This is a genomic window from Pseudomonas sp. BBP2017 (assembly GCF_003024385.1).
Classification (GTDB): Bacteria; Pseudomonadota; Gammaproteobacteria; order Pseudomonadales; family Pseudomonadaceae; genus Aquipseudomonas.
Genome location: NZ_PVZN01000006.1, coordinates 151,334 through 172,453, shown reverse-complemented (window position 1 = coordinate 172,453; position 21,120 = coordinate 151,334). Strand labels below are relative to the sequence as shown.

The 21,120-nt window shown below is 60.5% G+C and carries 20 protein-coding genes; 9 read left to right on the top strand and 11 right to left on the bottom strand.

Annotation, left to right across the window (positions count from 1 at the left end):
• Positions 1-181 precede the first annotated feature (181 nt).
• The 3 genes from uvrD to C6382_RS10630 all read left to right on the top strand — a co-directional run bounded on the left by uvrD (position 182) and on the right by C6382_RS10630 (position 3,916).
• The gene (gene uvrD, locus C6382_RS10640) at positions 182-2,365 is read left to right on the top strand and encodes a DNA helicase II (protein WP_107024454.1); all 2,184 of its coding nucleotides are present in this window, start codon (positions 182-184) and stop codon (positions 2,363-2,365) included.
• A 176-nt stretch (positions 2,366-2,541) separates the two neighbouring features.
• Positions 2,542-3,396, top strand: a complete 855-nt coding sequence (locus C6382_RS10635; RefSeq protein WP_107024453.1) for a Tim44 domain-containing protein — start codon at positions 2,542-2,544, stop codon at positions 3,394-3,396.
• 112 nt (positions 3,397-3,508) lie between these two features.
• Positions 3,509-3,916 (top strand): SMI1/KNR4 family protein, encoded by a 408-nt coding sequence (locus tag C6382_RS10630; RefSeq protein WP_038616029.1) that lies wholly within the window; start codon positions 3,509-3,511, stop codon positions 3,914-3,916.
• 144 nt (positions 3,917-4,060) lie between these two features.
• On the opposite strand, the gene C6382_RS10625 is transcribed toward C6382_RS10630, so the two are convergent.
• Complete coding sequence (locus C6382_RS10625; protein WP_107024452.1) at positions 4,061-5,821, bottom strand: cation:proton antiporter; 1,761 nt, start codon at positions 5,819-5,821, stop codon at positions 4,061-4,063.
• Between the two features lie 322 nt (positions 5,822-6,143).
• Here C6382_RS10625 and C6382_RS10620 point away from each other — a divergent pair, with 322 nt between their 5' ends.
• Positions 6,144-6,629 carry an acyl-CoA thioesterase gene (locus C6382_RS10620; protein WP_107024451.1) on the top strand — a complete coding sequence of 162 codons (486 nt, stop codon included), beginning with the start codon at positions 6,144-6,146 and terminating at the stop codon, positions 6,627-6,629.
• On the opposite strand, the gene pdxY is transcribed toward C6382_RS10620, so the two are convergent.
• Positions 6,626-7,498, bottom strand: a complete 873-nt coding sequence (pdxY, locus tag C6382_RS10615; RefSeq protein ID WP_107024450.1) for a pyridoxal kinase PdxY — start codon at positions 7,496-7,498, stop codon at positions 6,626-6,628. The two genes, C6382_RS10620 and pdxY, sit on opposite strands and share 4 nt — an antisense overlap.
• A 118-nt stretch (positions 7,499-7,616) precedes the next feature.
• Between pdxY and C6382_RS10610 the strand changes: the two genes are divergently transcribed.
• Positions 7,617-8,009 carry a DUF3301 domain-containing protein gene (locus tag C6382_RS10610; protein WP_107024449.1) on the top strand — a complete coding sequence of 131 codons (393 nt, stop codon included), beginning with the start codon at positions 7,617-7,619 and terminating at the stop codon, positions 8,007-8,009.
• Here the strand turns inward: C6382_RS10610 and C6382_RS10605 are convergent.
• Both C6382_RS10605 and zigA read right to left on the bottom strand, forming a co-directional pair.
• A complete protein-coding gene (locus tag C6382_RS10605; RefSeq protein WP_107024448.1) occupies positions 8,006-8,977 on the bottom strand; it encodes a GTP-binding protein in 972 nt (323 codons plus the stop codon). The genes C6382_RS10610 and C6382_RS10605 overlap by 4 nt on opposite strands.
• 77 nt (positions 8,978-9,054) lie before the next feature.
• The gene (gene zigA / locus C6382_RS10600; RefSeq protein WP_107024447.1) at positions 9,055-10,263 is read right to left on the bottom strand and encodes a zinc metallochaperone GTPase ZigA; all 1,209 of its coding nucleotides are present in this window, start codon (positions 10,261-10,263) and stop codon (positions 9,055-9,057) included.
• A 133-nt stretch (positions 10,264-10,396) separates the two neighbouring features.
• On the opposite strand from zigA, the gene C6382_RS10595 reads away from it, so the two are divergent.
• Entirely contained in the window at positions 10,397-10,777 is a 381-nt protein-coding gene (locus tag C6382_RS10595) for a glutamine synthetase (protein WP_107024514.1), read from the top strand.
• A 30-nt stretch (positions 10,778-10,807) separates the two neighbouring features.
• Entirely contained in the window at positions 10,808-11,695 is an 888-nt protein-coding gene (gene folE2 / locus C6382_RS10590) for a GTP cyclohydrolase FolE2 (RefSeq protein WP_107024446.1), read from the top strand.
• A 16-nt stretch (positions 11,696-11,711) separates the two neighbouring features.
• On the opposite strand, the gene C6382_RS10585 is transcribed toward folE2, so the two are convergent.
• On the bottom strand, positions 11,712-12,239 hold the full coding sequence (locus tag C6382_RS10585) for a DUF3617 domain-containing protein (protein WP_107024445.1): 528 nt from the start codon (positions 12,237-12,239) through the stop codon (positions 11,712-11,714).
• A 127-nt stretch (positions 12,240-12,366) separates the two neighbouring features.
• Between C6382_RS10585 and cls the strand changes: the two genes are divergently transcribed.
• Entirely contained in the window at positions 12,367-13,806 is a 1,440-nt protein-coding gene (gene cls, locus C6382_RS10580; protein WP_107024444.1) for a cardiolipin synthase, read from the top strand.
• Positions 13,807-13,810: 4 nt separating this feature from the next.
• On the opposite strand, the gene cfaB is transcribed toward cls, so the two are convergent.
• On the bottom strand, positions 13,811-14,995 hold the full coding sequence (cfaB, locus tag C6382_RS10575; protein WP_107024443.1) for a C17 cyclopropane fatty acid synthase CfaB: 1,185 nt from the start codon (positions 14,993-14,995) through the stop codon (positions 13,811-13,813).
• A 210-nt stretch (positions 14,996-15,205) separates the two neighbouring features.
• Between cfaB and lpdA the strand changes: the two genes are divergently transcribed.
• Positions 15,206-16,606 carry a dihydrolipoyl dehydrogenase gene (lpdA, locus tag C6382_RS10570; RefSeq protein WP_107024442.1) on the top strand — a complete coding sequence of 467 codons (1,401 nt, stop codon included), beginning with the start codon at positions 15,206-15,208 and terminating at the stop codon, positions 16,604-16,606.
• A gap of 2 nt (positions 16,607-16,608) precedes the next feature.
• On the opposite strand, the gene C6382_RS10565 is transcribed toward lpdA, so the two are convergent.
• From C6382_RS10565 to C6382_RS10545, 5 genes are all read right to left on the bottom strand, one after another.
• Positions 16,609-17,814: a benzoate/H(+) symporter BenE family transporter gene (locus C6382_RS10565; RefSeq protein WP_107024441.1), complete on the bottom strand. Its 1,206-nt coding sequence runs from the start codon at positions 17,812-17,814 to the stop codon at positions 16,609-16,611.
• Positions 17,815-17,917: 103 nt separating this feature from the next.
• Positions 17,918-18,850 carry a catechol 1,2-dioxygenase gene (catA, locus tag C6382_RS10560; RefSeq protein WP_107024440.1) on the bottom strand — a complete coding sequence of 311 codons (933 nt, stop codon included), beginning with the start codon at positions 18,848-18,850 and terminating at the stop codon, positions 17,918-17,920.
• A gap of 38 nt (positions 18,851-18,888) precedes the next feature.
• Positions 18,889-19,179: a muconolactone Delta-isomerase gene (catC, locus tag C6382_RS10555; RefSeq protein WP_038616059.1), complete on the bottom strand. Its 291-nt coding sequence runs from the start codon at positions 19,177-19,179 to the stop codon at positions 18,889-18,891.
• 11 nt (positions 19,180-19,190) lie between these two features.
• The gene (locus C6382_RS10550) at positions 19,191-20,312 is read right to left on the bottom strand and encodes a muconate cycloisomerase family protein (RefSeq protein ID WP_107024439.1); all 1,122 of its coding nucleotides are present in this window, start codon (positions 20,310-20,312) and stop codon (positions 19,191-19,193) included.
• Positions 20,313-20,330: 18 nt separating this feature from the next.
• Positions 20,331-21,092: a 1,6-dihydroxycyclohexa-2,4-diene-1-carboxylate dehydrogenase gene (locus C6382_RS10545; RefSeq protein ID WP_107024438.1), complete on the bottom strand. Its 762-nt coding sequence runs from the start codon at positions 21,090-21,092 to the stop codon at positions 20,331-20,333.
• Positions 21,093-21,120 lie beyond the last annotated feature (28 nt).

Sequence of the window (21,120 nt, the reverse complement as noted above, 5' to 3'; positions counted from 1 at the left end):
CATACACAAGCAAGCGCCTGCACCAAACTGCTCTGGATCATTATTCTTCTGCGCGTTTTCCGACGAAAAGCGCTCAAGCCCGCAGGCCTTGGGCTGCAGAGCGATGACCGGCCGGTCGCAGCGACCAAGTTTTTCTACTGTATATTTGCCCAAGGGTTGCCCGCGCCCCTAAAATGGTCGGATGCGCGATGATCTCTCTCTCCTGTTGAACTCCCTCAACGACGCCCAACGCCAGGCCGTAGCGGCCCCCATTGGTCGTCAGTTGGTCCTGGCCGGTGCCGGCTCCGGCAAGACTCGTGTGCTGGTGCACCGCATCGCCTGGTTGATCCAGGTCGAGCAGGCCTCGCCGCACTCGATCCTGTCGGTGACCTTCACCAACAAGGCCGCTGCCGAGATGCGCCAGCGTATCGAGCAACTCATGGGTATCAACCCGGCCGGTATGTGGGTCGGCACCTTCCACGGCCTGGCCCATCGCCTGCTTAGGGCGCACTGGCAGGAAGCCGGGCTGAACCAGAACTTCCAGATCCTCGACAGCGATGACCAGCAACGCCTGGTCAAGCGGGTGATCCGTGAGCTGGGCCTTGATGAGCAGCGCTGGCCGGCGCGCCAGGCCCAATGGTTCATCAACGGGCAGAAGGATGAGGGGCTGCGCCCGCAACACATCCAGGCCAGCGGCGACCTGTACCTGGGTACCATGCGCAGCATCTATGAGGCCTACGAGGCGGCGTGCCAGCGCGCCGGGGTCATCGACTTCTCCGAGTTGCTGCTGCGCGCCCTGGACCTGTGGCGTGACCACCCGGGCCTGCTCGAACACTACCAACGGCGCTTCCGCCATGTGCTGGTGGACGAATTCCAGGATACCAACGCCGTGCAGTACGCCTGGTTGCGCCTGCTGTGCAAAGGTGGCGACAGCCTGATGGTGGTCGGCGACGACGACCAGTCCATTTATGGCTGGCGTGGGGCCAAGATCGAGAACATCCACCAGTACAGCGCCGACTTCCCCGACGCCGAGATGATCCGGCTGGAGCAGAACTACCGCTCCACAGCCGGCATCCTCAAGGCCGCCAACGCTCTGATCGCCAACAACAGCGATCGCCTGGGCAAGGAACTGTGGACCGACGGCGGCGATGGCGAGCCGCTGAGCCTGTATGCGGCCTTCAACGAACATGATGAAGCGCGCTACGTGGTCGAAACCATCGAGAGCGTGCTCAAGACCGGCCTGGCGCGTAGTGACATTGCCATCCTGTATCGCTCCAACGCCCAATCGCGGGTGCTTGAAGAAGCCTTGTTGCGTGAACGCATCCCTTACCGCATCTACGGTGGCCAGCGCTTCTTCGAACGCGCCGAGATCAAGAACGCCATGGCCTACCTGCGCCTGCTTGAAGGTCGCGGTAACGACGCGGCACTGGAGCGGGTGATCAACGTACCACCGCGAGGCATCGGCGAGAAAACTGTCGAAGCAATTCGCGACCACGCGCGGCACAGCGAGGTGTCGATGTGGGAATCGATGAACCTGCTGATCGCCAACAAGGCGCTCAAGGGCCGCGCGGCCAGTGCCCTGGCCGCATTCATCGAGCTGATTGAAAACCTTGCCGCCAAGGTCATGGAGATGCCACTGCACCTGATGACCCAGACGGTCATCGAACAGTCCGGGCTGATCATCTATCACCAGGAAGAAAAAGGTGAAAAGGGTCAGGCACGGGTAGAAAACCTTGAGGAACTGGTCAGCGCCGCGCGCAACTTCGAAACCAGCGAAGAAGACGCCGAACTTTCGCCACTGGCCGCATTCCTCGGCCATGCTTCGCTGGAAGCCGGTGATGCCCAGGCCGACGAACACGAAGACAGTATTCAGCTGATGACCCTGCACAGCGCCAAAGGCCTGGAATTCCCGCATGTGTTCCTGGTCGGCATGGAAGAGGGGCTATTCCCGCACAAGATGAGCCTGGAAGAGCCTGGCCGTCTGGCGGAGGAGCGTCGCCTGGCCTACGTCGGCATCACCCGGGCGATGCAGCAACTGGTGATGACCTACGCCGAAACCCGACGCCTGTATGGCAGTGAAACCTACAATAAGGTTTCCCGTTTCGTACGCGAGATTCCGGCGGGGCTGATCCAGGAAGTGCGCCTGTCCAACAGCGTCAGCCGCCCTTTCGGCTCAGGTCAAAAACAGAACAGCAGCAGCCTGTTCGCCAACGCGAACATCCCGCAAACGGCTTTCAACCTCGGCCAGCGTGTGCAACACGCGGTGTTCGGCGAAGGCGTGATCCTCAATTTCGAAGGGTCCGGCGCCCAGGCCCGGGTGCAGGTCAACTTCGCCGAAGGCAGCAAATGGCTGATGCTCGGCTATGCCAAGCTCGAAGCCCTGTAGGTAGAAATGTGGGAGCGGGCTTGCCCCGCGATATTGCAATCGCGGGGCAAGCCCGCTCCCACAGAACAGCGGCCCTGACTGCAGGCAAAAGATGGAAACATCTTGATGCTGGTCATGTGTCCTACAACCTGTGCACCATGACGCGCGTGCAATCCACAAAACGGGAATACCCTTCTATGCAACGTTTTCTTAGCATCGCCCTGGCGTTGTGCATCGGCCTGACGATGAGCCTCGACGCCAACGCCAAACGCATGGGCGGCGGCAAAAGCTCAGGCGCCGCGCCAATCCACCAGGCCCGCCAGGCTGCCCCGACTACTCCGGCTGCCTCACCAACCGCTCCAGGTCGTGCACCTGCAGCTGCCAGCGGCGCATCGAAATGGCTCGGCCCTCTGGCCGGTATCGCCGCCGGTGGCCTGCTGGCCTCGATGTTCATGGGCGACGGCTTCGATGGCATGCAGATCTTCGACATCCTGATCATGGCGCTGATCGCCTTCCTGGTGTTCCGCTTCATCGCCGCCCGTCGCCGCAAGCAGCAGCCACAAATGGCCGCCGCCGGTCACGCGCCGTTCCAGCGTGAAGTGCACCAGCCAACTGCCCAGCCGTCGATCTTCGGTGGTTCCGCCGCGCCAGCCGCTGCCGCCCGTCCGGTCATCAACGCGCCAGCCTGGTTCAACGAGCAGAATTTCCTGGCGGCTGCCCGTAACCACTTCCAGACGCTGCAGCAGCACTGGGACGCCAACGAAATGGACAAGATCGCCGAATTCGTTACTCCGCAAATGCTGCAGTTCCTCAAACAGGAACGTGCTGAGCTGGGTGATGGCTTCCAGTCCACCTACATCGACGACCTGAACGTGCAACTTGAAGGTGTCGATGATCGCGCCGACAAGACCATCGCCACCCTGACCTTCAGCGGTGTGTCGAAAACCTCGCGCTTCGACCAGGGTGAAGTGTTCAGCGAAAGCTGGAACATGGAACGCGCCCAGGGCGAAAACCAGCCTTGGCTGGTCGCCGGGATCCGCCAGAACGGCTGATCTTGAGGCATTGCACAAAAAAACCCCGGGCTTGTCCCGGGGTTTTGCTTTTAGCGCAGCGGGCTACTAGGGTATAACGCGCAGCGTGTCGTAAAGGTTAGAGGATAGAACCGTGGAAGAAGTCATCGAACAGCTCCGAGAAGCCAATGAACCGGTACCGGTGCCGCTGGAGTTGCCGGACGAAGACCAGCTGGTCGAAATCGAAGAAGAGTTGTTCATCAACATTCCATTCGTCTTCAAGGAGTTCCTGCTGACGGTCAGCGACGTGGTCTATGGCAGCCTGGAGCCCGTCACTGTCACCGATCCGCAGTCGCACACTTACCTGCCGGAGGTGGCGGCCAACGCCTGGGATGCGGGTGTGCCGCGGGACCTGATCCCGATCTGCCAGGATGGCGACGATTACTACTGCGTCGAAGAAGACGGCACTGTCGTGCTGTGGTCCGGCGAAGAAGAGATCGTCACCGAAGAAAGCTGGGAATCGGTCTGGCACTGGGCACGGGATGTCTGGCTGGAAAGTTGAATGAGAAATATCCTCACAAATTAACGGCCCTTCGCCACTAATGTTCGTAGAATCGCCATGCCTTTCTGTGCGTGGCGATTTGCTACCACTCCATCCCCTCGGACATTCGAATCGTCCGCGCAGGAAGCGTCTTGCCCCATCGCCCTAGTGATGATTCTCCTGATGGTTGTCCAGCGTCTCCAGCAACGCGATCTGCATGCGCGTGTGCACGCGGATAAGCCAGCGCCAGAGCAACGCCGCCACACCCGCCGCCACCACCACAATCAGCACCAGCAATTCGCTGGTCGGCAGAATGCTCGCCGAAAGTGCTGACAACAGCAGGAAGATCACCAGCAGCGACAACAGCGGGATCACTTCGGCAATCACCCGGCGCACCCGTTGGGTATGGCGCCCGGCCATTTCCGGTTTGACCCCCATCTCGGCCAGCAGCATCGACAGTGCCTTGAGCTTGCGATAGGCGGCAATCAGGAAGGGTAGCGACAGCAGCAATGCCGCGCCCCAGATCAGTGCCTTCTGCTGGCCTACGTCGCTGATCCATTCCCCCAGGTATTCGCCGATGCGCGCAGCGAAATAGCCGCCACTGAAAAATATCGCCACCACCAGTGCCAGGTTCACCCCCACCTGCAGCAGGATGCGCCGGATCATCGAGGCCAGTAACGCGCCCTCGCCCTGCGGCTGAATACTGCGTAGCCACTCGCCGTACAACGACAACACCCGCGCCAGGCGCTGCGGGACGACCTTGGCAAGCTTCAGCGACAAAGGGTCAGCGCCACGGATCAGATAAGGCGTGAGCAGCGTTGTGATCGCCGATACGGCCACCGTGACCGGGTAGATAAAGTCGCTGGTAACCTGCAGGGTCATGCCCAGCGCCGCAATGATGAAGGAGAACTCGCCAATCTGAGACAGCCCCATCCCCACCCGTAGCGAGGTGCGTCCGTCATTGCCGGCGATAAATGCCCCCATGCCACAGGACAGCATCTTGCCCAGCACCACGGCCACGGTGATGACCGCGATCGGCCAGGCATATTCGACCAGCACCAACGGGTCGATCATCATGCCGATGGCGACAAAGAAAATCGCACTGAACAGGTCACGAACCGGTTCGATCAGACGCTCGATTTTCAGCAACTGTCGTGACTCGGCCATGATTGCACCGATCAGGAAAGCCCCCAGCACCATGCTGTACTCGAGCTTGACCACCAGCAGGCAGAAACCGAAACACAGACCGAGCACGGTGATCAGCAGCATCTCGTTGCTTTCGAAACGTGCGACGTAGGCCAGTAGCCGCGGCACCAGCAGAATACCGATGACCAGTGCCACGATCATGAACAGCGACAGCTTGCCGACGGTGGAAAACACTTCGCCGGAACTGACCGAGCCACTGACGGCGATCCCCGAGAGCAAGGCGATGATGCCGATACCAAGGATATCCTCGACGATCAGCACCCCAAAGATCAGCTGGGCAAAGCGCTCGTTCTTCAACTTCAGGTCGTTGAGCGCCTTGACGATGATGGTGGTCGAGGAAATCGCCAGAATTGCACCCAGGAACACCGAGTCCATGGTGCTCCAGCCGAACCAGCGGCCGATCTCGAAACCGATCCAGATCATCAGCACGATTTCCAGGAACGCCGCGATAAACGCCGTGGCGCCGACTTTGAACAGCTTGCGCAGGCTGAACTCCAGGCCCAGACAGAACATCAGGAAAATCACCCCGAGCTCAGCCAGGGTATTGATCGTGTCTTCGTCGTGAATCAGGCCAAAAGGCGGGGTGTGGGGGCCGATGATAAAGCCGGCGACGATGTAACCCAGCACCACCGGCTGTTTGAAACGGTGAAAGAGGATGGTGACCACACCCGCAACCAGCATGATCACTGCCAAGTCCTGGATAAAGCTGATGGCATGCACGGCGTGGTACTCCTTACCTTGAGACGAAGGACAAACCGCGACTCATCCCAGGAATAGACTGATTGAGTTGCGGGTACATAGTGTTTTTAATGTAGAAAAACCACCTTGCATGAGCCTTCTCAGGTTAACACTGCCGCCTTTCGCGAAAAGTCGGTGCAATAAGTGGAAACAGATCGACCAAATCAACGCCGTAAATGGCACAAACAGCGTGACGGCAAGGCCGCTGTCAGCGTCCCGTCTTTAGATGGGAATCGTAATAGGGGAAAGAAGCGTGAATACCAGTCGCCACCCCGCCTCAGCGCAACCTAACCGTGAGCACACTATGGAACCTGGAAACGCCCAGCTGTCGATGACCGTCCTGATGACCCCGGACATGGCCAACTTTTCTGGCAACGTTCATGGCGGCACGCTGCTGAAATACCTCGATGAGGTCGCCTATGCCTGCGCCAGCCGCTATGCCGGGCGTTATGTAGTGACCCTGTCAGTCGACCAGGTGGTCTTCCGCGAGCCGGTGCATGTCGGCGAACTGGTGACCTTTCTGGCCTCGGTGAACTACACCGGCAACACCTCGATGGAAGTCGGCATCAAGGTGGTCACCGAAAACATTCGCGAGCGTTCGGTGCGCCACAGCAACAGCTGCTTTTTCACCATGGTTGCCGTCGATGACGACCGCAAACCCGTGGCTGTGCCGCCGCGCCAGCCGGAATCCAGCGAAGAAAAGCGCCGCTTCCTGCAAGGCAAGCAGCGCCGGCTGATTCGCCAGGAGCTGGAAAAACGCTACCAGGAGCTCAAGGGCGACTCGCTTTAACAGCTCAGGCGCCGAGCCTCGAAGCGCACCCGTGGATGCACGATGCGGTCCTGGGCCCGCGCCAGCTCGAGTTCGTAGCTGGCGCAGGCCTGGGTTTCGAGCAACACTTCATGCACGGCGGCGGCGGTGAATTCGAACGCGGTCACCCAGCTATCGCCCAGCAACAGGCGGGCCAGAAACAGCCCTGAAGTCAGGTCACCCACGCCCACCGGGTGACGCGGGAAGGCCAGCAGCGGCCGACGCAGGTGCCAGTTGCCTTCGGCGGTGACCAACAGCATCTCGAAGTCTTGCGCCCCGCGTCCTGGATAAGCCAGGTGCTTGACCAGCACCGCTTTCGGCCCACGATCCAGCAGGCTGCGAGCCATGGCTACACAGTCTTCCAGGGACTCCGGCCGGCGATCACAGAAACTGTCCAGTTCGAGCTGATTCGGGCATAGCACATCGGCAGCCGCCAGCGCTTCTTCGAGCAAAAAGCTGCTGACTTCAGCCGGTACGATGCAGCCCTTTTCCGGATGCCCCATGACCGGGTCACACAGGTACAGGGCTTGGGGATTGGCAGCCTTGATCCGCGCCACGCCATTGAGGATTGCGCGCCCCTGCTCGGCGCTGCCCATATAGCCGGACAACACCGCATCGCAATTGCCCAGCTCGCCGATCGCGGCAATGCCCTCGACCAGTGCGGGAATTTGAGCTGGCGCAAGCACTTCTCCCGTCCACTGACCATACTGAGTGTGGTTGGAGAACTGCACGGTGTTGAGTGCCCAGACATTCACACCGACTCGCTGCATCGGGAACACTGCAGCGCCATTACCGGCATGGCCGAAAACTACATGGGACTGGATGGCGAGCAGATGCGGCGTTCGTTTCATGCAAGACTTCCGAAGCAATGAATTGGAAAACAAGACGCGCAGTATGGCGTCAAATGCCACCTGTACGACAGAGCGGGGAGGCAGTTAAGCTGGGCGTACTTCGCTGGAGTAAATGTAAATGCTGACCCTGGGTAATCTCTGCGTGCTGATGCTGCTGGCTACGGCTGGCGCCTGGCTCTGGCACAACCACGGATTGCGTGAAAAGGCCCTGGAACGGGTCAAGCAGCACTGTGCAAAACTCGATCTGGAACTGCTCGATGGTAATGTAGCGCTCAAGCGCATTGGCTTTGTTCGCGACGCTCAGGGTCGCAAGCGCCTGGCCCGTGTGTATAACTTTGAGTTCACCGTCACCGGTGAGCAGCGCCACCCAGGCAGCGTCACCCAGTTCGGCGCCCACAGCATGCAGATCGAACTGGCGCCCTACCCGTTCGAAATCAAACCGGCTCAGCAGGCCGACAACGTCATCGAAATGAATCAGTGGCGCCAGGACCATAACCGTTGGCGCAACTAGAGCCGGCAAGCCTGCATGGCTTGCTGCAGCAACTTCTGATCCTGCGCAGTGGTGAAAATCAGTTCGATGCGCGAGTCCCGGCGCCATTCGCTGGGCTGCCAGTGCAAATCGCCCTGCCCGCCTACAGCATTGATCGACTGCCAACCTTGCGGGCTGTGGATAACCAGTTTGGCCCGGCACCAGTCGAAGTCACGCAATAACTGTTCGAGACGCGAGCGTTCGAACATCTGCTGCGGATGCCAGCGCCAGCCGATACTCCAGCCCTCTGCAGCATCCTGAATGCTGCAGATTGGCTCATGTGAATTTACCCACAGAGTCGCCATAGGCCCGCCTGTATTTGGCAGAACCAACTTATCCACAGACTCGGTTGCGCTCGATGCAAACACCTGGGTTGGCAACTCCGATAACGGCAATCGCCCCTGCTCGGTCCAGTACAGCGACTGACGGGGCAGCTGTGAAGTTATCCACAAGCGTTGTTGCTCATCCAGCCCTTGGGACTTATTCAACACCAGCAGGCCCGCGTCGGCCAAAGCGTCCTGCTGCGCCTCAGGTAAAGCGATGCGCCCTGCCAGTTGCCCGGCATCCAGCACCATTACCGCTGGCTGTACGGCCAATACCCCATGCCATGGCGGCTGTCGAAGCTGTTCCAGCAATTGCTGTGGATGCCCCAGACCCGAGGGCTCGATAAACAACCGGTGGGGCCTGGCTTTGCGCAGTAGACGCCCCAATCCGACCTGAAAAGGCGCGCCATTGACGCAACACAGGCACCCCCCCGCCACCTCACCCATGGCGATGCCCTGATCATCTGTGCTCAGCAACGCCGCATCCAGTCCGACCTGACCGAACTCATTGATCAGTATCGCCCAACGCTCATTTGCAGGCCGCTGGGTCAGCAACTGGCGAATCAGGCTGGTCTTGCCAGCCCCCAAGGGGCCGGCAATGACGTGGGTAGGAATGTTCTGCAGCATTTGACAGTAGGCGCCCTGGATTTTCGTCACTATGCCGTTACATCAGGCCATCCAGTCAAGACCCGAGCACTCGCGCATCAGGCCGCTTCCTCGTCGTACCAAGGCCCGAAAGGATCTGCAAGTTGCAACCAGCTGTCGGTGCCATCGGCCATTTCCGCGTCGCTCAGCAGGCAGGCGTCCAGTTCGGCCTTCAGTAGGGCAAAGTCGATGTTCTGACCGATGAACACCAGCTCCTGACGGCAATCACCGCATTCGGCAGTCCAGTTCTTGAGGATTGCCGCCGTACTCTGTTCATCTTGCGGCCAGTGCTGACGCGGCACAAAGCGCCACCAGCGCCCGGCAAAACCATAACGCATCATGCCCCCGGCCTGCGACCAGCTGCCGGCCTCCTGATGCTTGCTGGCTAACCAGAAAAACCCTTTCGAGCGCAGCAAGCGACCATTACTCCACGGCCCGTGGATAAAGTCGAAGAAGCGCTGTGGGTGCAGCGGTCGACGGGCCTGCCAGGTGCTGGCGGCGATGCCGTACTCCTCAGTTTCCGGCACATGTTCACCGCGCAGCTCCTGCAGCCATCCCGGTGCCTGGGCGGCACGCTCGAAATCGAAAAGACCGGTATTGAGGATCGACGCCAAAGGCACCTGGCCCATAAGCATCGGCACGATCCGCGCATGGGTGTTGAGGCTGCGCAGAATAGCGCAGAGCTCTTCGCGTTCATGGCTGCTGATCAGGTCGATCTTGCTGAGCAGGATCACATCGGCAAACTCCACTTGCTCAATCAGCAGGTCACTGATCGAGCGCTGGTCGTCCTCGCCCAAGGTTTCGCCATGACTGGCCAGGCTTTCAGCCGCCTGGTAATCACGCAGGAAGTTCACCCCGTCGACAACCGTGACCATGGTGTCCAGCCGCGCCTGGTCGGCCAGGCTACGGCCCTGTTCATCACGGAAAGTAAACGTCTCGGCAACCGGCAGTGGTTCGGAGATGCCGGTGGACTCGATCAGCAGGTAGTCAAAGCGGCCCTCTCGCGCCAGCCGGCCAACTTCTTCGAGCAGGTCCTCACGCAGGGTGCAGCAGATGCAGCCGTTGCTCATCTCCACCAGTTTTTCTTCAGCGCGGTTGAGGCTGACATTGCGTTGCACCTCGCTGGCGTCGATGTTGATTTCACTCATGTCGTTGACGATCACTGCCACCCGCAGGTTCTCGCGGTTGCGCAGGACATGGTTGAGCAGGGTGCTTTTGCCGGCACCCAGAAAGCCGGAAAGCACGGTGACGGGAAGGCGGTTGGGCATGATCAGATCCTCATCGGGGCGGGTGCATTCGTACGATGCATTGCATAATGTTATATTATAACAATACAATCTCGCCAAGCTGCTTTACTTGAACTCGACCGAAGGCCCTCGCGAAGGACGCCAACAAATGAACATGCTGTACTCGTCTGCCGCTGCTGCATTACTGCTGTGCCTGCCTGCTGCTGCCGTGGCCGTTCCGCTGAGCAAAGACCTGGCGCTATGCACCCGTAGCGCCACCTTGCTGGCATGTGGCGATGCGCAAGGCAATTACTACAGCGTGCGCAGCGAGGGCAGCACGACGTATCTGCGCGGTTATGAAGTGCAAGGACGGCGGCTATGGACACAGACCAACAGCCGCTACGGGCAGCTGACGTTTTACACCGGCCTGGCCAGTGACGGTGAAACCTGGGTGGGTTACAGCCGCAAAGTCGGCTGGACCACCTTCAATCGGGTTTCCAGTTCCAGCGGGCAGCGCTTCAATCTGCACTGCAGTCGCCTGAGCGGCTGCCAGTAATCACCATCGCCACAAGAATACGAGCTGCCCATGACTGCCCTCACGCTTCCTGATATTGCCGCGCATGCTATCCACAGCGCCTTGCCCCTGGACTGGGTAGGCATGTGCAACATTGCCTTGCCGGTGTTGTTTGATGGCAGCATGTTGCGTGCAAGTGCCGACGCTGGCGTCAGCCTGGACGATGGCAGCTCACGCGGTATCCACATGTCGCGCTTGTATCTGGCACTGGAGGTGTTCGAACAGCAGCCTTTAACAACTCTGCTCATTCACCAGGTGTTGGATACATTTCTGGAAAGCCACGCAGGATTATCAGTGGGTGCTTATTTGAATTTGCGCTTTGAGCTCATGCTCAAACGTCCGGCATTGATCAGCCCGTTGGCGGGTTGGAAAGCCTACCCAGTCAGCCTTTCTGCACAGCTGAAAGATGAAGTGTTCCACGTGGAACTAAAAGTGCAGCTGGATTATTCCTCCACCTGCCCTTGCTCTGCTGCCCTGGCCAGGCAATTGATTCAACAGCAATTCCTCACCGATTTCGGCAACCGTACCCTCAGCCATGAAGCTGTACTCAGCTGGTTGGGCAGCGCCCAAGGTGTGAGGGCAACGCCTCACAGCCAACGCAGTGTGGCGCAATTGCAGATACGCTTGAAGCAAGGGGGCAGCGAACTGCCAATCAAGGCACTGATTGATCAGGCTGAGGCAGCACTGGGCACCGCCGTGCAGACTGCGGTGAAGCGTGCAGATGAGCAGGCCTTTGCCTTGGCCAACGGTCAGAACCTGATGTTCTGTGAAGACGCAGCTCGTCGCCTGCACCTGGCCCTGCAACGCCTGACCTGGCTAAGCGGCTTCGCCCTGCGCGTGGAACATGCAGAGAGTCTGCATGCCCACGATGCGGTCGCTCACAGCCAATGGCACTGGTAACGCAATTCAACACACTTCAGGTCCGTGGCTTGACGCTGCCGCAGTCGTCGCCCAGCCAAACTGCACGAGTGTTCATGCTGCCTTGTTGTTGGACACCCGAAGCATTGAAGGTACCGTTCACCGCGGTCGTGAACTCTTTATTGCTCTGGAATGTTGCTACACCATTGCCCTGCGCTTTCGGGCAGCTGAAAGTGAACTTCCAGACATTACCAGCGCGCTCGGTAATCTTCTGGGTGCAACCGGACTTCGGGTCCTGCAGCGGAATATCGTTGGTCTTGACCTGTTCAGGCGTCAGGCACGAACGCACCCCCTGACCGGCGACACTAATCCCCTGCTTGGCCAAGCCGCCTTCAATCATCGCCCGTTGCTCGGGCGGCAGGTTCTTCAACTGGCCGAGCATGAAGCCCATGTCCGGCAGAGCCTTGCCATCGACCTGCATGTTGCTGGTGGTCAGCTCCCATAGCCCCGGTTGCAACACCTGCGCATGCACCAACGGGCTCGACACACCCAGGACCAATGCCAGCATTGGCAGACGACTCTTCATGTAGTGACTCCTCGAAACACCAGCCCCAAGCTGGAACACAGCTTAGACGTCAATTTGCCCTTTCGGTTGCAAGGACCGTGTGGAACATGCTCTGTTAGAGGCAGTGCCTTTGGATCGCAGGATGCATATGGATTACCACAGCCCCTACTTCTTCGGTTACCTCATCGGTGCCCTGCACTTGCTCGGTGCCATTGCCGCCATGCATGCGGTGCTCACCGTGCGCACTGCCCAGGGTGCAACCGCCTGGGCCTTGTCGCTGCTATTTATCCCCTACTTAACCTTGATCCCTTACCTGGTATTCGGCAGCCGCACCTTCGATGCCTACATCCAGGCGCGGCGCCAGGCCAACCAGGAAATGCACGTGGCCATGGCCGACCTGAATTGGCGACCCTGGGTCGATGAAGCCCTGGCGGCACGCAACTCCGAATCCTATGGCGCATTGCGCGCCATGCCCAGGTTGGGACGAATGCCATGTCTGGCAAACAACCAGCTGCGCCTGCTGATCGATGGCAAGGCGACCTTCGACGCCATCTTCGCCGCCATCGAGCAGGCACGCGACACGGTGCTGGTACAGTTTTTCATCATCCATGACGACAAGCTTGGCCGCGCCTTGCAAACCTTGCTGTTAAAGAAAGCCGCAGAAGGGGTAAACATCTATGTGCTGTACGACCGGGTCGGCAGCCATGCCCTGCCCGCCAGCTACAGCCAAAAGCTGCGTTATGGGGGTGTGAACATCCGCGCCTTCGCCACACGACGCGGTTGGTTCAACCGCTTTCAGGTCAACTTCCGCAACCACCGCAAGATCGTCGTGGTCGATGGCTTGCAGGGTTTTCTCGGTGGGCATAACGTCGGCGACGAGTACCTGGGCGAAAAGCCGAAGCTTTCGCCCTGGCGCGATACCCACGTGCAAGTCAGTGGCCCGGTGCTGGCCTGCCTGCAGGAATCCTTCGCCGAGGACTGGTTCTGGGCCACACGCAAACTGCCACCGTTGATCCTGCCCGACACCTACCCCGAAGATGGCGTGCTCTGCCAGGTGCTGGCCAGTGGTCCGGCCGACCCTCAGGAAACCTGCTCGCTGTTCTTCGTCGAGGCCATCCATTCGGCAAGGGAACGGCTGTGGATCACCAGCCCCTACTTCATCCCTGATGAAGCAGTGTTCGCCGCGTTGCGCCTGGCTGTGCTGCGCGGAGTCGATGTGCGCATCTTATTGCCGTCGCGCGCCGACCATCGCATCGTCTACGCTGCCTCCAGCCTGTTCGCCTTCGAAGCGGTGCGCGCCGGGGTAAGGATGTTCCGCTATGGTCCGGGCTTCCTGCACCAGAAGGTGGTGCTGATCGACAACGAAATCAGCGCCATTGGCAGCGCCAACCTCGACAACCGCTCGTTCCGTCTGAACTTCGAGGTGATGCTGTTGACGGTCGACCGCGACTTCGCCGATCAGGTCGAAGCCATGCTCATCCACGACTTCGAGCTGGCGCAAGAGATCAGCGCCGAGGACATCCAGGACACCCGTCGCCTGCAACAACTGGGTATGCGTATTGCCCGGCTTATCTCGCCGATTCTCTGAACGCTTAGCGGTAGAGGTCTTCGCGGGTCAGTGGCAGGTCATGATGGCCGTCGGCAAAGGGTTTGACCGCAAGGATCTGGTGCAGGTTGATCCGGCCCTTGGCGAACGCATAGGAACAGCCGGCCAGGTATAGGCGCCAGATCCGCAGGGCCTTTTCCGGCACCAGCGTCGACGCTGCTTGTAACTGGCTTTCCAGCCGGTCGCTCCAGTGCTTGAGCGTACGCGCATAGTGCAGGCGCAGGCTCTCGACATCGACAATCTCAAGGCCAGCCTGACTGATGCTGGCGGAAATCATCGACAAGTGCGGCAGCTCGCCCTGAGGAAACACATAGCGCCCGATGAAACTCCCTGCACCCCGCCCTACAGGACGCCCATCCACATGCTTGGCGGTGATGCCGTGGTTCATCACCAGGCCACCTTCGCGCACGGCACCGAACAGACGCTGAGAGTACAACGCCAGATTGGCATGGCCGACGTGCTCGAACATACCGACACTGACCACCTTGTCGAAGCGGCCATCCTGAGGAATGTCGCGGTAGTCGAGAATCTGCAGCTTGACCTGGCCTTGCAGACCTTCGTCTTTGACCCGCTGGCGGCCCAGCTTGAGTTGTTCCTTGCTCAGGGTGATGCCAAGCACCTTGGCGCCAAACTCCCGAGCAGCAAAGCGCGATAACCCACCCCAACCGCACCCAACGTCGAGCAGGTAGTCACCCTTCTGCAGGCGCAGCTTGCGGCACAGGTGCTCGAACTTGTTCTGCTGGGCCTGCTCGAGGGTGTCCTGCTCGGTTTTGAAGTAGGCGCAGGAATAGGCCATGTCCCGGTCCAGCCACAGCTGGTAGAAGTCGTTGGACAGGTCGTAGTGATAGGAAATCGCTGCCGCGTCAGTCGCCTTGTCGTGTTCGTGGCGCACTGGCTGGTCATCGACTTCATGCTTGAGCAAGGCTTCGCTGAGCTCATCGCAAACCCGGATCACCTCACCGATGGTGCCCTCCAGCTCCAGCTTGCCTTCGACAAAGGCGGCGCCCAGTTCGTCCAGGCTTGGATGGGTCAGTTGGGTGATCAGCTGCGGATCCTTGACCAGGATGGTGACCTGCGGTTTAGGTCCAAGATCGAACTCATGACCATCCCACAGCTTCAGGCGCAGCGGCAGTCGCAGGCTTTGCAGAATGGGCGGAAGTTGCGCAAGCATAAATTGAACCTCCCTTTCTTCATCGGACGTTACCGCCAAAGGGTAGTTCATCTGTTGGAAGTTTCAGCCTATCGCGACCATAGTCTGAAGCTGTCGCCCCCATTCCAGACCCTTTTGGGGAAATCGAAGCACACGATAAATTGTATACAATCAATCGCCTGGCAGACTAATCTTGGCGCCATTGTCGATTCTTCATCCTGGAGTACAGCAATGAAAACCTATGATGTGGTGATCATCGGCGGTGGCCCGGGCGGCTACAACGCCGCAATCCGCGCCGGTCAGCTGGGCATGAGCGTAGCCTGTGTGGAAGGCCGCTCGACCCTGGGTGGCACCTGCCTGAATGTCGGTTGCATGCCGTCCAAGGCACTGCTGCATGCCTCGGAGCTGTATGAAGCGGCGCTAGGCAGCGAGTTCGCCAACCTGGGAATCGAGGTCAAACCCACCCTTAACCTCGCCCAGATGATGAAACAGAAAGACGAAAGCGTGACGGGCCTGACCAAGGGCATCGAGTTCCTGTTCCGCAAAAACAAGGTTGACTGGATCAAGGGCTGGGGTCAGATCACCGGCCCGGGCCGGGTCAATGTCAGTGCTGAAAATGGCAGTGTCACTGAACTGCAGGCCAAGGATATCGTCATCGCCACCGGCTCCGAGCCAACCCCGCTGCCGGGGGTGACCATCGACAACCAGCGCATCATCGACTCCACCGGTGCCCTGTCGCTGCCCAGCGTGCCCAAGCACCTGGTGGTGATCGGCGCCGGGGTGATCGGCCTGGAGCTGGGTTCGGTGTGGCGGCGCCTGGGGAGTCAGGTCACTGTGATCGAATACCTTGAGCGCATCTGTCCGGGCACCGACGAAGAGACCGCCAAGACCCTGCAACGCGCGCTGGCCAAGCAAGGCATCAGCTTCAAGCTGGGCAGCAAGGTCACTCAGGCCACCGCCTCGGCGGACGGCGTCAGCCTGAGCCTGGAACCTGCCGCCGGCGGCGCCAGTGAAAGCCTGCAAGCGGACTATGTGCTGGTCGCTATTGGCCGTCGCCCGTATACCAAGGGCCTGGGCCTGGAAAATGTCGGTCTGGAAACCGACAAACGCGGCATGCTCGTCAATGAGCACCACCGCTCGACAGTGCCGGGGATCTGGGTGATCGGCGACGTCACCTCCGGCCCGATGCTCGCGCACAAGGCCGAAGATGAGGCGGTGGCCTGCATCGAGCGGATCGCCGGCAAAGCCCATGAGGTCAACTACAACCTCATCCCCGGGGTGATCTACACCCGGCCGGAACTGGCCAGCGTCGGCAAGACCGAAGAGCAGCTCAAGGCCGAAGGGCGTGCCTACAAGGTCGGCAAGTTTCCCTTCACCGCCAACAGCCGGGCGAAGATCAATCACGAGACCGAAGGCTTCGCCAAGGTCCTGGCTGACGCCAACACCGACGAAGTGCTGGGCGTGCATCTGGTCGGCCCGAGCGTCAGCGAGATGATCGGCGAATTCTGCGTGGCCATGGAGTTCTCGGCCTCGGCCGAGGACATCGCCCTGACCTGCCACCCACACCCGACCCGTTCCGAAGCCTTGCGTCAGGCGGCGATGAACGTCGAAGGCATGGCTATGCAGATCTGACTTCAGTCCGCCTGTACCCCTGCCCCGCTCACCTGTGGCGCTGGTCGCCGCAGGTGCAGCAACAGATGCGCGAACAAGCCAAATATCAGCCCCCAGAATGCCGCTGACAAACCCAGGAATGACATGCCTGAGGCCGTCACCAGGAAGGTGATCAACGCCGCCTCGCGGTCACTCGGCACACTCATCGCCCCGGCGAGCGCCCCCCCAATCGCACCAAACAACGCCAGCCCGGCCAGTGCCGCGATCAAGGCAGCGGGAAACGCCGTAAACAGTGACACCAGCGTTGCCCCGAACACCCCCAGCAGCAAATACAACACGCCACCACAGACACCCGCCCAATAGCGTTTGCGCGGATCTTCATGCGCTTCGCGGCCCGTGCAGATGGCCGCCGTAATCGCCGCCAGGTTCAGTCCATGGCAACCGAAAGGCGCGAGGATCAAGCTGGTGAGCGCGTTGCTGGCGATGATCGGGCTGGCCGGGGTTTGATAGCCGTCATTGCGCAACACGACGATGCCCGGCACGAACTGCCCGGTCAGCGCCACCATCACCAGCGGCAGGCTGATGCTCAACACAGCACTCCAGCTGAACGCCGGTGTGGTCCACACCGGCGTGGCCAGGCCCAGCACCAGCGCCGAGCTGTTCATTTCGCCGCTGAACACGGCAATGCTCACCCCGCACACCAGCACGGCCAACACTGCGTAGCGCGCAGCGATGCGCTTGAACACCAGGTAGCTGACAAACATCGCCACCACCAGCAGCGGTTGCGACTTCAATGAAGTGAACAACCCGGTACCGAAGCTGAACAGAATACCTGCCAGCATCGCTGCGGCGATTGCCGGCGGCAGCTTGCCGACAATGCGGTCGAAGGCGCCCGACAGGCCTACCAGCAGTATCACCAGGTTGGCGACGATGTAGGCACCGACCGCCTCGGCAAAAGCGATATCCGGTAACAGCGCCACCAGCAAGGCCGAACCCGGTGCCGACCAGGCAATCACCAACGGCACCTTGAAGCGCAGGCTGAGCGCCACGCCCAGCACACCGCTGCCGATGGAAATGGCCCAGACCCACGAAGACAGTTCAGCCGCCGACAGCTGTGCGCTGTGGGCGGCCTGAAAGATGATCACCAAGGGACCCGCGTAGGAAATCAGGGTGGCGATGAAGCCGGCGACCAAGGCAGAGAGGGAGAAGTCCTGGAGTATTGTTTTCATTGGATTATCCAGTGAGTGGCTTCTTAAAAGCATCGCGGGGCAAGCCCGCTCCCACAGGTTGCTGTGGGAGCGGGCTTGCCCCGCGATCAATTCAACCCAGTCCTCAAGCGTCCTGCAACGCCCGTGGCCGCTTGCTGCGCTCTTCGCTTGCAGGCTTGGGTGCACTGAGCAGCTGGAAGTCGAAGTCCATTTCGGCAAAGCGTCCTTCCACACCACGAGCATCGGCTGCCGCTGCATCCTCGACAAAGCGCAACTCGCCGATCAGTCCGTCGCGAGTGGCATAAGCAAAGTCGTCCCACAGGTACTGATCACCCGCCAGGTTGATCTGGGTGGTCAGGTGACGATAACCCGGCGCAGAAATGAAGAAGTGGATATGCGCCGGACGATTGCCGTGGCGACCCAACTGGTCGAGCAGCTCCTGGGTCGGTCCGTCTGCAGGGCAGCCATAACCCGACGGCACGATGCTGCGTGCGCGGTAGCGGCCTTCGGCATCGGTGACGATGCGCCGACGCAGGTTGTAGTCCGACTGGGTGCTGTCGAAGTACGAGTAAGTGCCCTGGGTATTGGCATGCCACAGATCCACCACAGCGCCAGCCACCGGCTGGCCCTGCTCATCCAGGACGCGGCCCTGGAGGAACATCACGGTGCCCGGATCCTGGCCATCATCCATGCGCACTTCGCCTTCGGCCATCGGTGCGCCAGCGACATACAGCGGCCCTTCGATGGTGCGCGGGGTGCCGCCGCTGATCCCGGCTTCGGCATCCTGGGCATCCAGTTGCAGGTCCAGATAGTGCTCGACGCCCAACCCGGCCACCAGCAGGCCGGCTTCCTGGCGCGAGCCCAGGCGGTTGAGGTAGTCCACCGCCTTCCAGAACTCATCAGGGGTAATTTGCAGGTCTTCGATAATGCGGGCCACGTCATTGACGATCCGGTTGGTCACCAGCTTCATGCGCGGGCTACCCAGGTCGTTGTTCAGGCCACTGACTTCTTCGAAGAATTTCTGGACATCGGCAGTGTGAGCAATCTTCACGGTCATGATATGTACCTCGAATTGTTGTTATCGGCGTTTGGCGTTCAACGGTCGTCGCTGTGGATCGATGATGGGTGACGGCACAGGCCATCGATTTCGATGTCCATGTAGGGGAACAGCGGCAGTTGCATCAGGGTGTCGTGCAGCGCCTCGACGCTGGGCAGGTCGAACACGCTGTAGTTGGCGTAGTGCCCGGCAATGCGCCACAGATGGCGCCAGCTGCCTTCGCGCTGCAGACGCTGGGCCAGTTCCTTTTCGTCGGCCTTGAGCGTTGCGGCTTTGGCCGGGTCCATATCCAGGGGCAGGTTCACGGTCATTTTCACGTGGAACAACATGGCATCTCTCCTTACTTGCGGCTGAAGAACGCCAGGCGCTCTTCGTCCAGGGTCAGGCCCAGGCCCGGGGTGCGTGGTACGTGCAGGGCGAAGTCGCGATACACCGGCGCTTCGATAACGATCTCTTCGGTCAGCAGCAGCGGGCCGAACAGTTCGGTGTGCCAGGTCAGTTTGTTCAAGGTGATGAAGGCATGGGCGGCGGCCAGGGTGCCGATCGAACCTTCGAGCATGGTCCCGCCGTACAGGGCGATACCGGCGGCTTCGGCGATCTGCGCGGTGCGCAATACGGCACGCGGGCCACCGTTCTTGGCGATCTTCAGGGCGAAGATGCTGGCGGCGCCGTCGGCTGCCAGGCTGAAGGCATCCTCGACGCTTTCGATCGATTCATCGGCCATGATCGGTGCCGGGCTGCGCTGATTCAGACGCACTTGGCCGGCACGGTTGATGCGCGAGATCGGCTGCTCGACCAGGTCGATACCGTTGTCGCCCAGCACCTGACAGGCGCGAATCGCCTGCGACTCGTCCCAGTACTGATTGACGTCGACCCGCACGCTGGCGCGTTCACCCAGTGCGCGTTTGATGGCGATCACATGGTTGAGGTCATGGGCGACTTCATTGGCGCCGATCTTCAACTTGAAGACGCGATGACGGCGCAGGTCGAGCATCTGCTCGGCCTCGGCGATGTCGCGTGCGGTGTCGCCACTGGCCAGGGTCCAGGCCACTTCCAGACTGTCGCGTACACGCCCGCCAAGCAGTTCGCTGACTGCCAGGCCCTGGCGCTTGCCCTGGGCGTCGAGCAAGGCGCTTTCGATCCCGGAGCGGGCGAAGGTGTTGCCCTTGATGACCTTGTCCAGACGCTGCATCGCCGCATTGATATTGCTGGCATCCTGGCCGATCAACAGCGGCGCGAAGTAGCTGTCGATGTTCTGCTTGATGCTTTCCGGGCTTTCGTTGCCGTAGGCCAGGCCACCGATGGTGGTGGACTCACCAAGGCCTTCGATGCCATCCGAGCACTGCAGACGGATAATCACCAGGGTCTGTTTCTGCATGGTGTGCATCGCCAGCTTGTGCGGGCGAATGGTGGGCAGATCGACGATCAGCGTCGAGATGCGTTCAATCAGGGGATGACTCATCGAGATCTCCAGGGGCGCTCAGCCGAGGTCGCCGCCGCCAACCGGCAACACCGTGCCGGTGATGTAGGAAGCCTCGTCGGAGGCCAGAAAGAGAATCGCGCCAACCTGCTCATCGAGGTTGCCGTAGCGTTTCATCAGGCTACTGTCGAGGGTCTGGTCAACGATCTGCTGGTACCAGATTTTCTCGTCGCTGCTCTGCTCGGCGCTGTTGCGCGGCACCCGGCGTGGCGGTGCTTCGGTGCCACCGGGCGCCGTGGCATTGACCCGCACGCCGCGGCCGGCGGTCTCAAAGGCCAGGCAGGCGGTCAGTGCATTCACCCCGCCTTTGGCGGCGCCATAGGGCACGCGGTTGACGCTGCGCGTGGCGATCGAGGAAACGTTGACGATTGCGCCGCTGCCCTGCTCAAGCATGAAAGGCAGCGCCGCATGGCAGCACCACAGGGTGGGGAACAACGAGCGACGTACTTCGGCTTCGATCTGCGCTGCTTCGTAGTGCTCGAAAGGCTTGGCCCAGATGGTGCCACCAACGTTGTTGACCAGCACGTCGAGGCGGTCAAAACGCTCCACCGCCGCTGCCATCACCCGGCTGCATTCGCTGTGCTGCTCCAGGTCTGCGGTCAGGGTCAGCACGCCTTCGCCTTGCAGCTCGTGAACCAGTTCCGAGCGATCCACCGCCACCAGGGTCGCGCCCTCTTCGAGCAAGCGCTCGCACAGCCGGCGACCGATTCCCTGCGCCGCACCGGTAACCAGCGCGACCTTGTTGTCGAATCTGTTGTTCATGACAACCTCGAATAAAAAGGGGACCGAC

Excerpts from the sequence above, each read along its gene's own strand:
- lpdA (WP_107024442.1), top strand. The coding sequence starts at position 15,206 with ATGAAAACCTATGATGTGGTGATCATCGGCGGTGGCCCGGGCGGCTAC.
- catA (WP_107024440.1), bottom strand. The coding sequence starts at position 18,850 with ATGACCGTGAAGATTGCTCACACTGCCGATGTCCAGAAATTCTTCGAA.
- pdxY (WP_107024450.1), bottom strand. The coding sequence starts at position 7,498 with ATGAAACGAACGCCGCATCTGCTCGCCATCCAGTCCCATGTAGTTTTC.
- zigA (WP_107024447.1), bottom strand. The coding sequence starts at position 10,263 with ATGCCCAACCGCCTTCCCGTCACCGTGCTTTCCGGCTTTCTGGGTGCC.
- C6382_RS10595 (WP_107024514.1), top strand. The coding sequence starts at position 10,397 with ATGCTGTACTCGTCTGCCGCTGCTGCATTACTGCTGTGCCTGCCTGCT.
- cls (WP_107024444.1), top strand. The coding sequence starts at position 12,367 with ATGGATTACCACAGCCCCTACTTCTTCGGTTACCTCATCGGTGCCCTG.
- cfaB (WP_107024443.1), bottom strand. The coding sequence starts at position 14,995 with ATGCTTGCGCAACTTCCGCCCATTCTGCAAAGCCTGCGACTGCCGCTG.
- C6382_RS10550 (WP_107024439.1), bottom strand. The coding sequence starts at position 20,312 with ATGAGTCATCCCCTGATTGAACGCATCTCGACGCTGATCGTCGATCTG.
- C6382_RS10585 (WP_107024445.1), bottom strand. The coding sequence starts at position 12,239 with ATGAAGAGTCGTCTGCCAATGCTGGCATTGGTCCTGGGTGTGTCGAGC.
- folE2 (WP_107024446.1), top strand. The coding sequence starts at position 10,808 with ATGACTGCCCTCACGCTTCCTGATATTGCCGCGCATGCTATCCACAGC.
- C6382_RS10610 (WP_107024449.1), top strand. The coding sequence starts at position 7,617 with ATGCTGACCCTGGGTAATCTCTGCGTGCTGATGCTGCTGGCTACGGCT.
- C6382_RS10605 (WP_107024448.1), bottom strand. The coding sequence starts at position 8,977 with ATGCTGCAGAACATTCCTACCCACGTCATTGCCGGCCCCTTGGGGGCT.
- C6382_RS10565 (WP_107024441.1), bottom strand. The coding sequence starts at position 17,814 with ATGAAAACAATACTCCAGGACTTCTCCCTCTCTGCCTTGGTCGCCGGC.
- C6382_RS10545 (WP_107024438.1), bottom strand. The coding sequence starts at position 21,092 with ATGAACAACAGATTCGACAACAAGGTCGCGCTGGTTACCGGTGCGGCG.
- C6382_RS10635 (WP_107024453.1), top strand. The coding sequence starts at position 2,542 with ATGCAACGTTTTCTTAGCATCGCCCTGGCGTTGTGCATCGGCCTGACG.
- uvrD (WP_107024454.1), top strand. The coding sequence starts at position 182 with ATGCGCGATGATCTCTCTCTCCTGTTGAACTCCCTCAACGACGCCCAA.
- C6382_RS10620 (WP_107024451.1), top strand. The coding sequence starts at position 6,144 with ATGGAACCTGGAAACGCCCAGCTGTCGATGACCGTCCTGATGACCCCG.
- catC (WP_038616059.1), bottom strand. The coding sequence starts at position 19,179 with ATGTTGTTCCACGTGAAAATGACCGTGAACCTGCCCCTGGATATGGAC.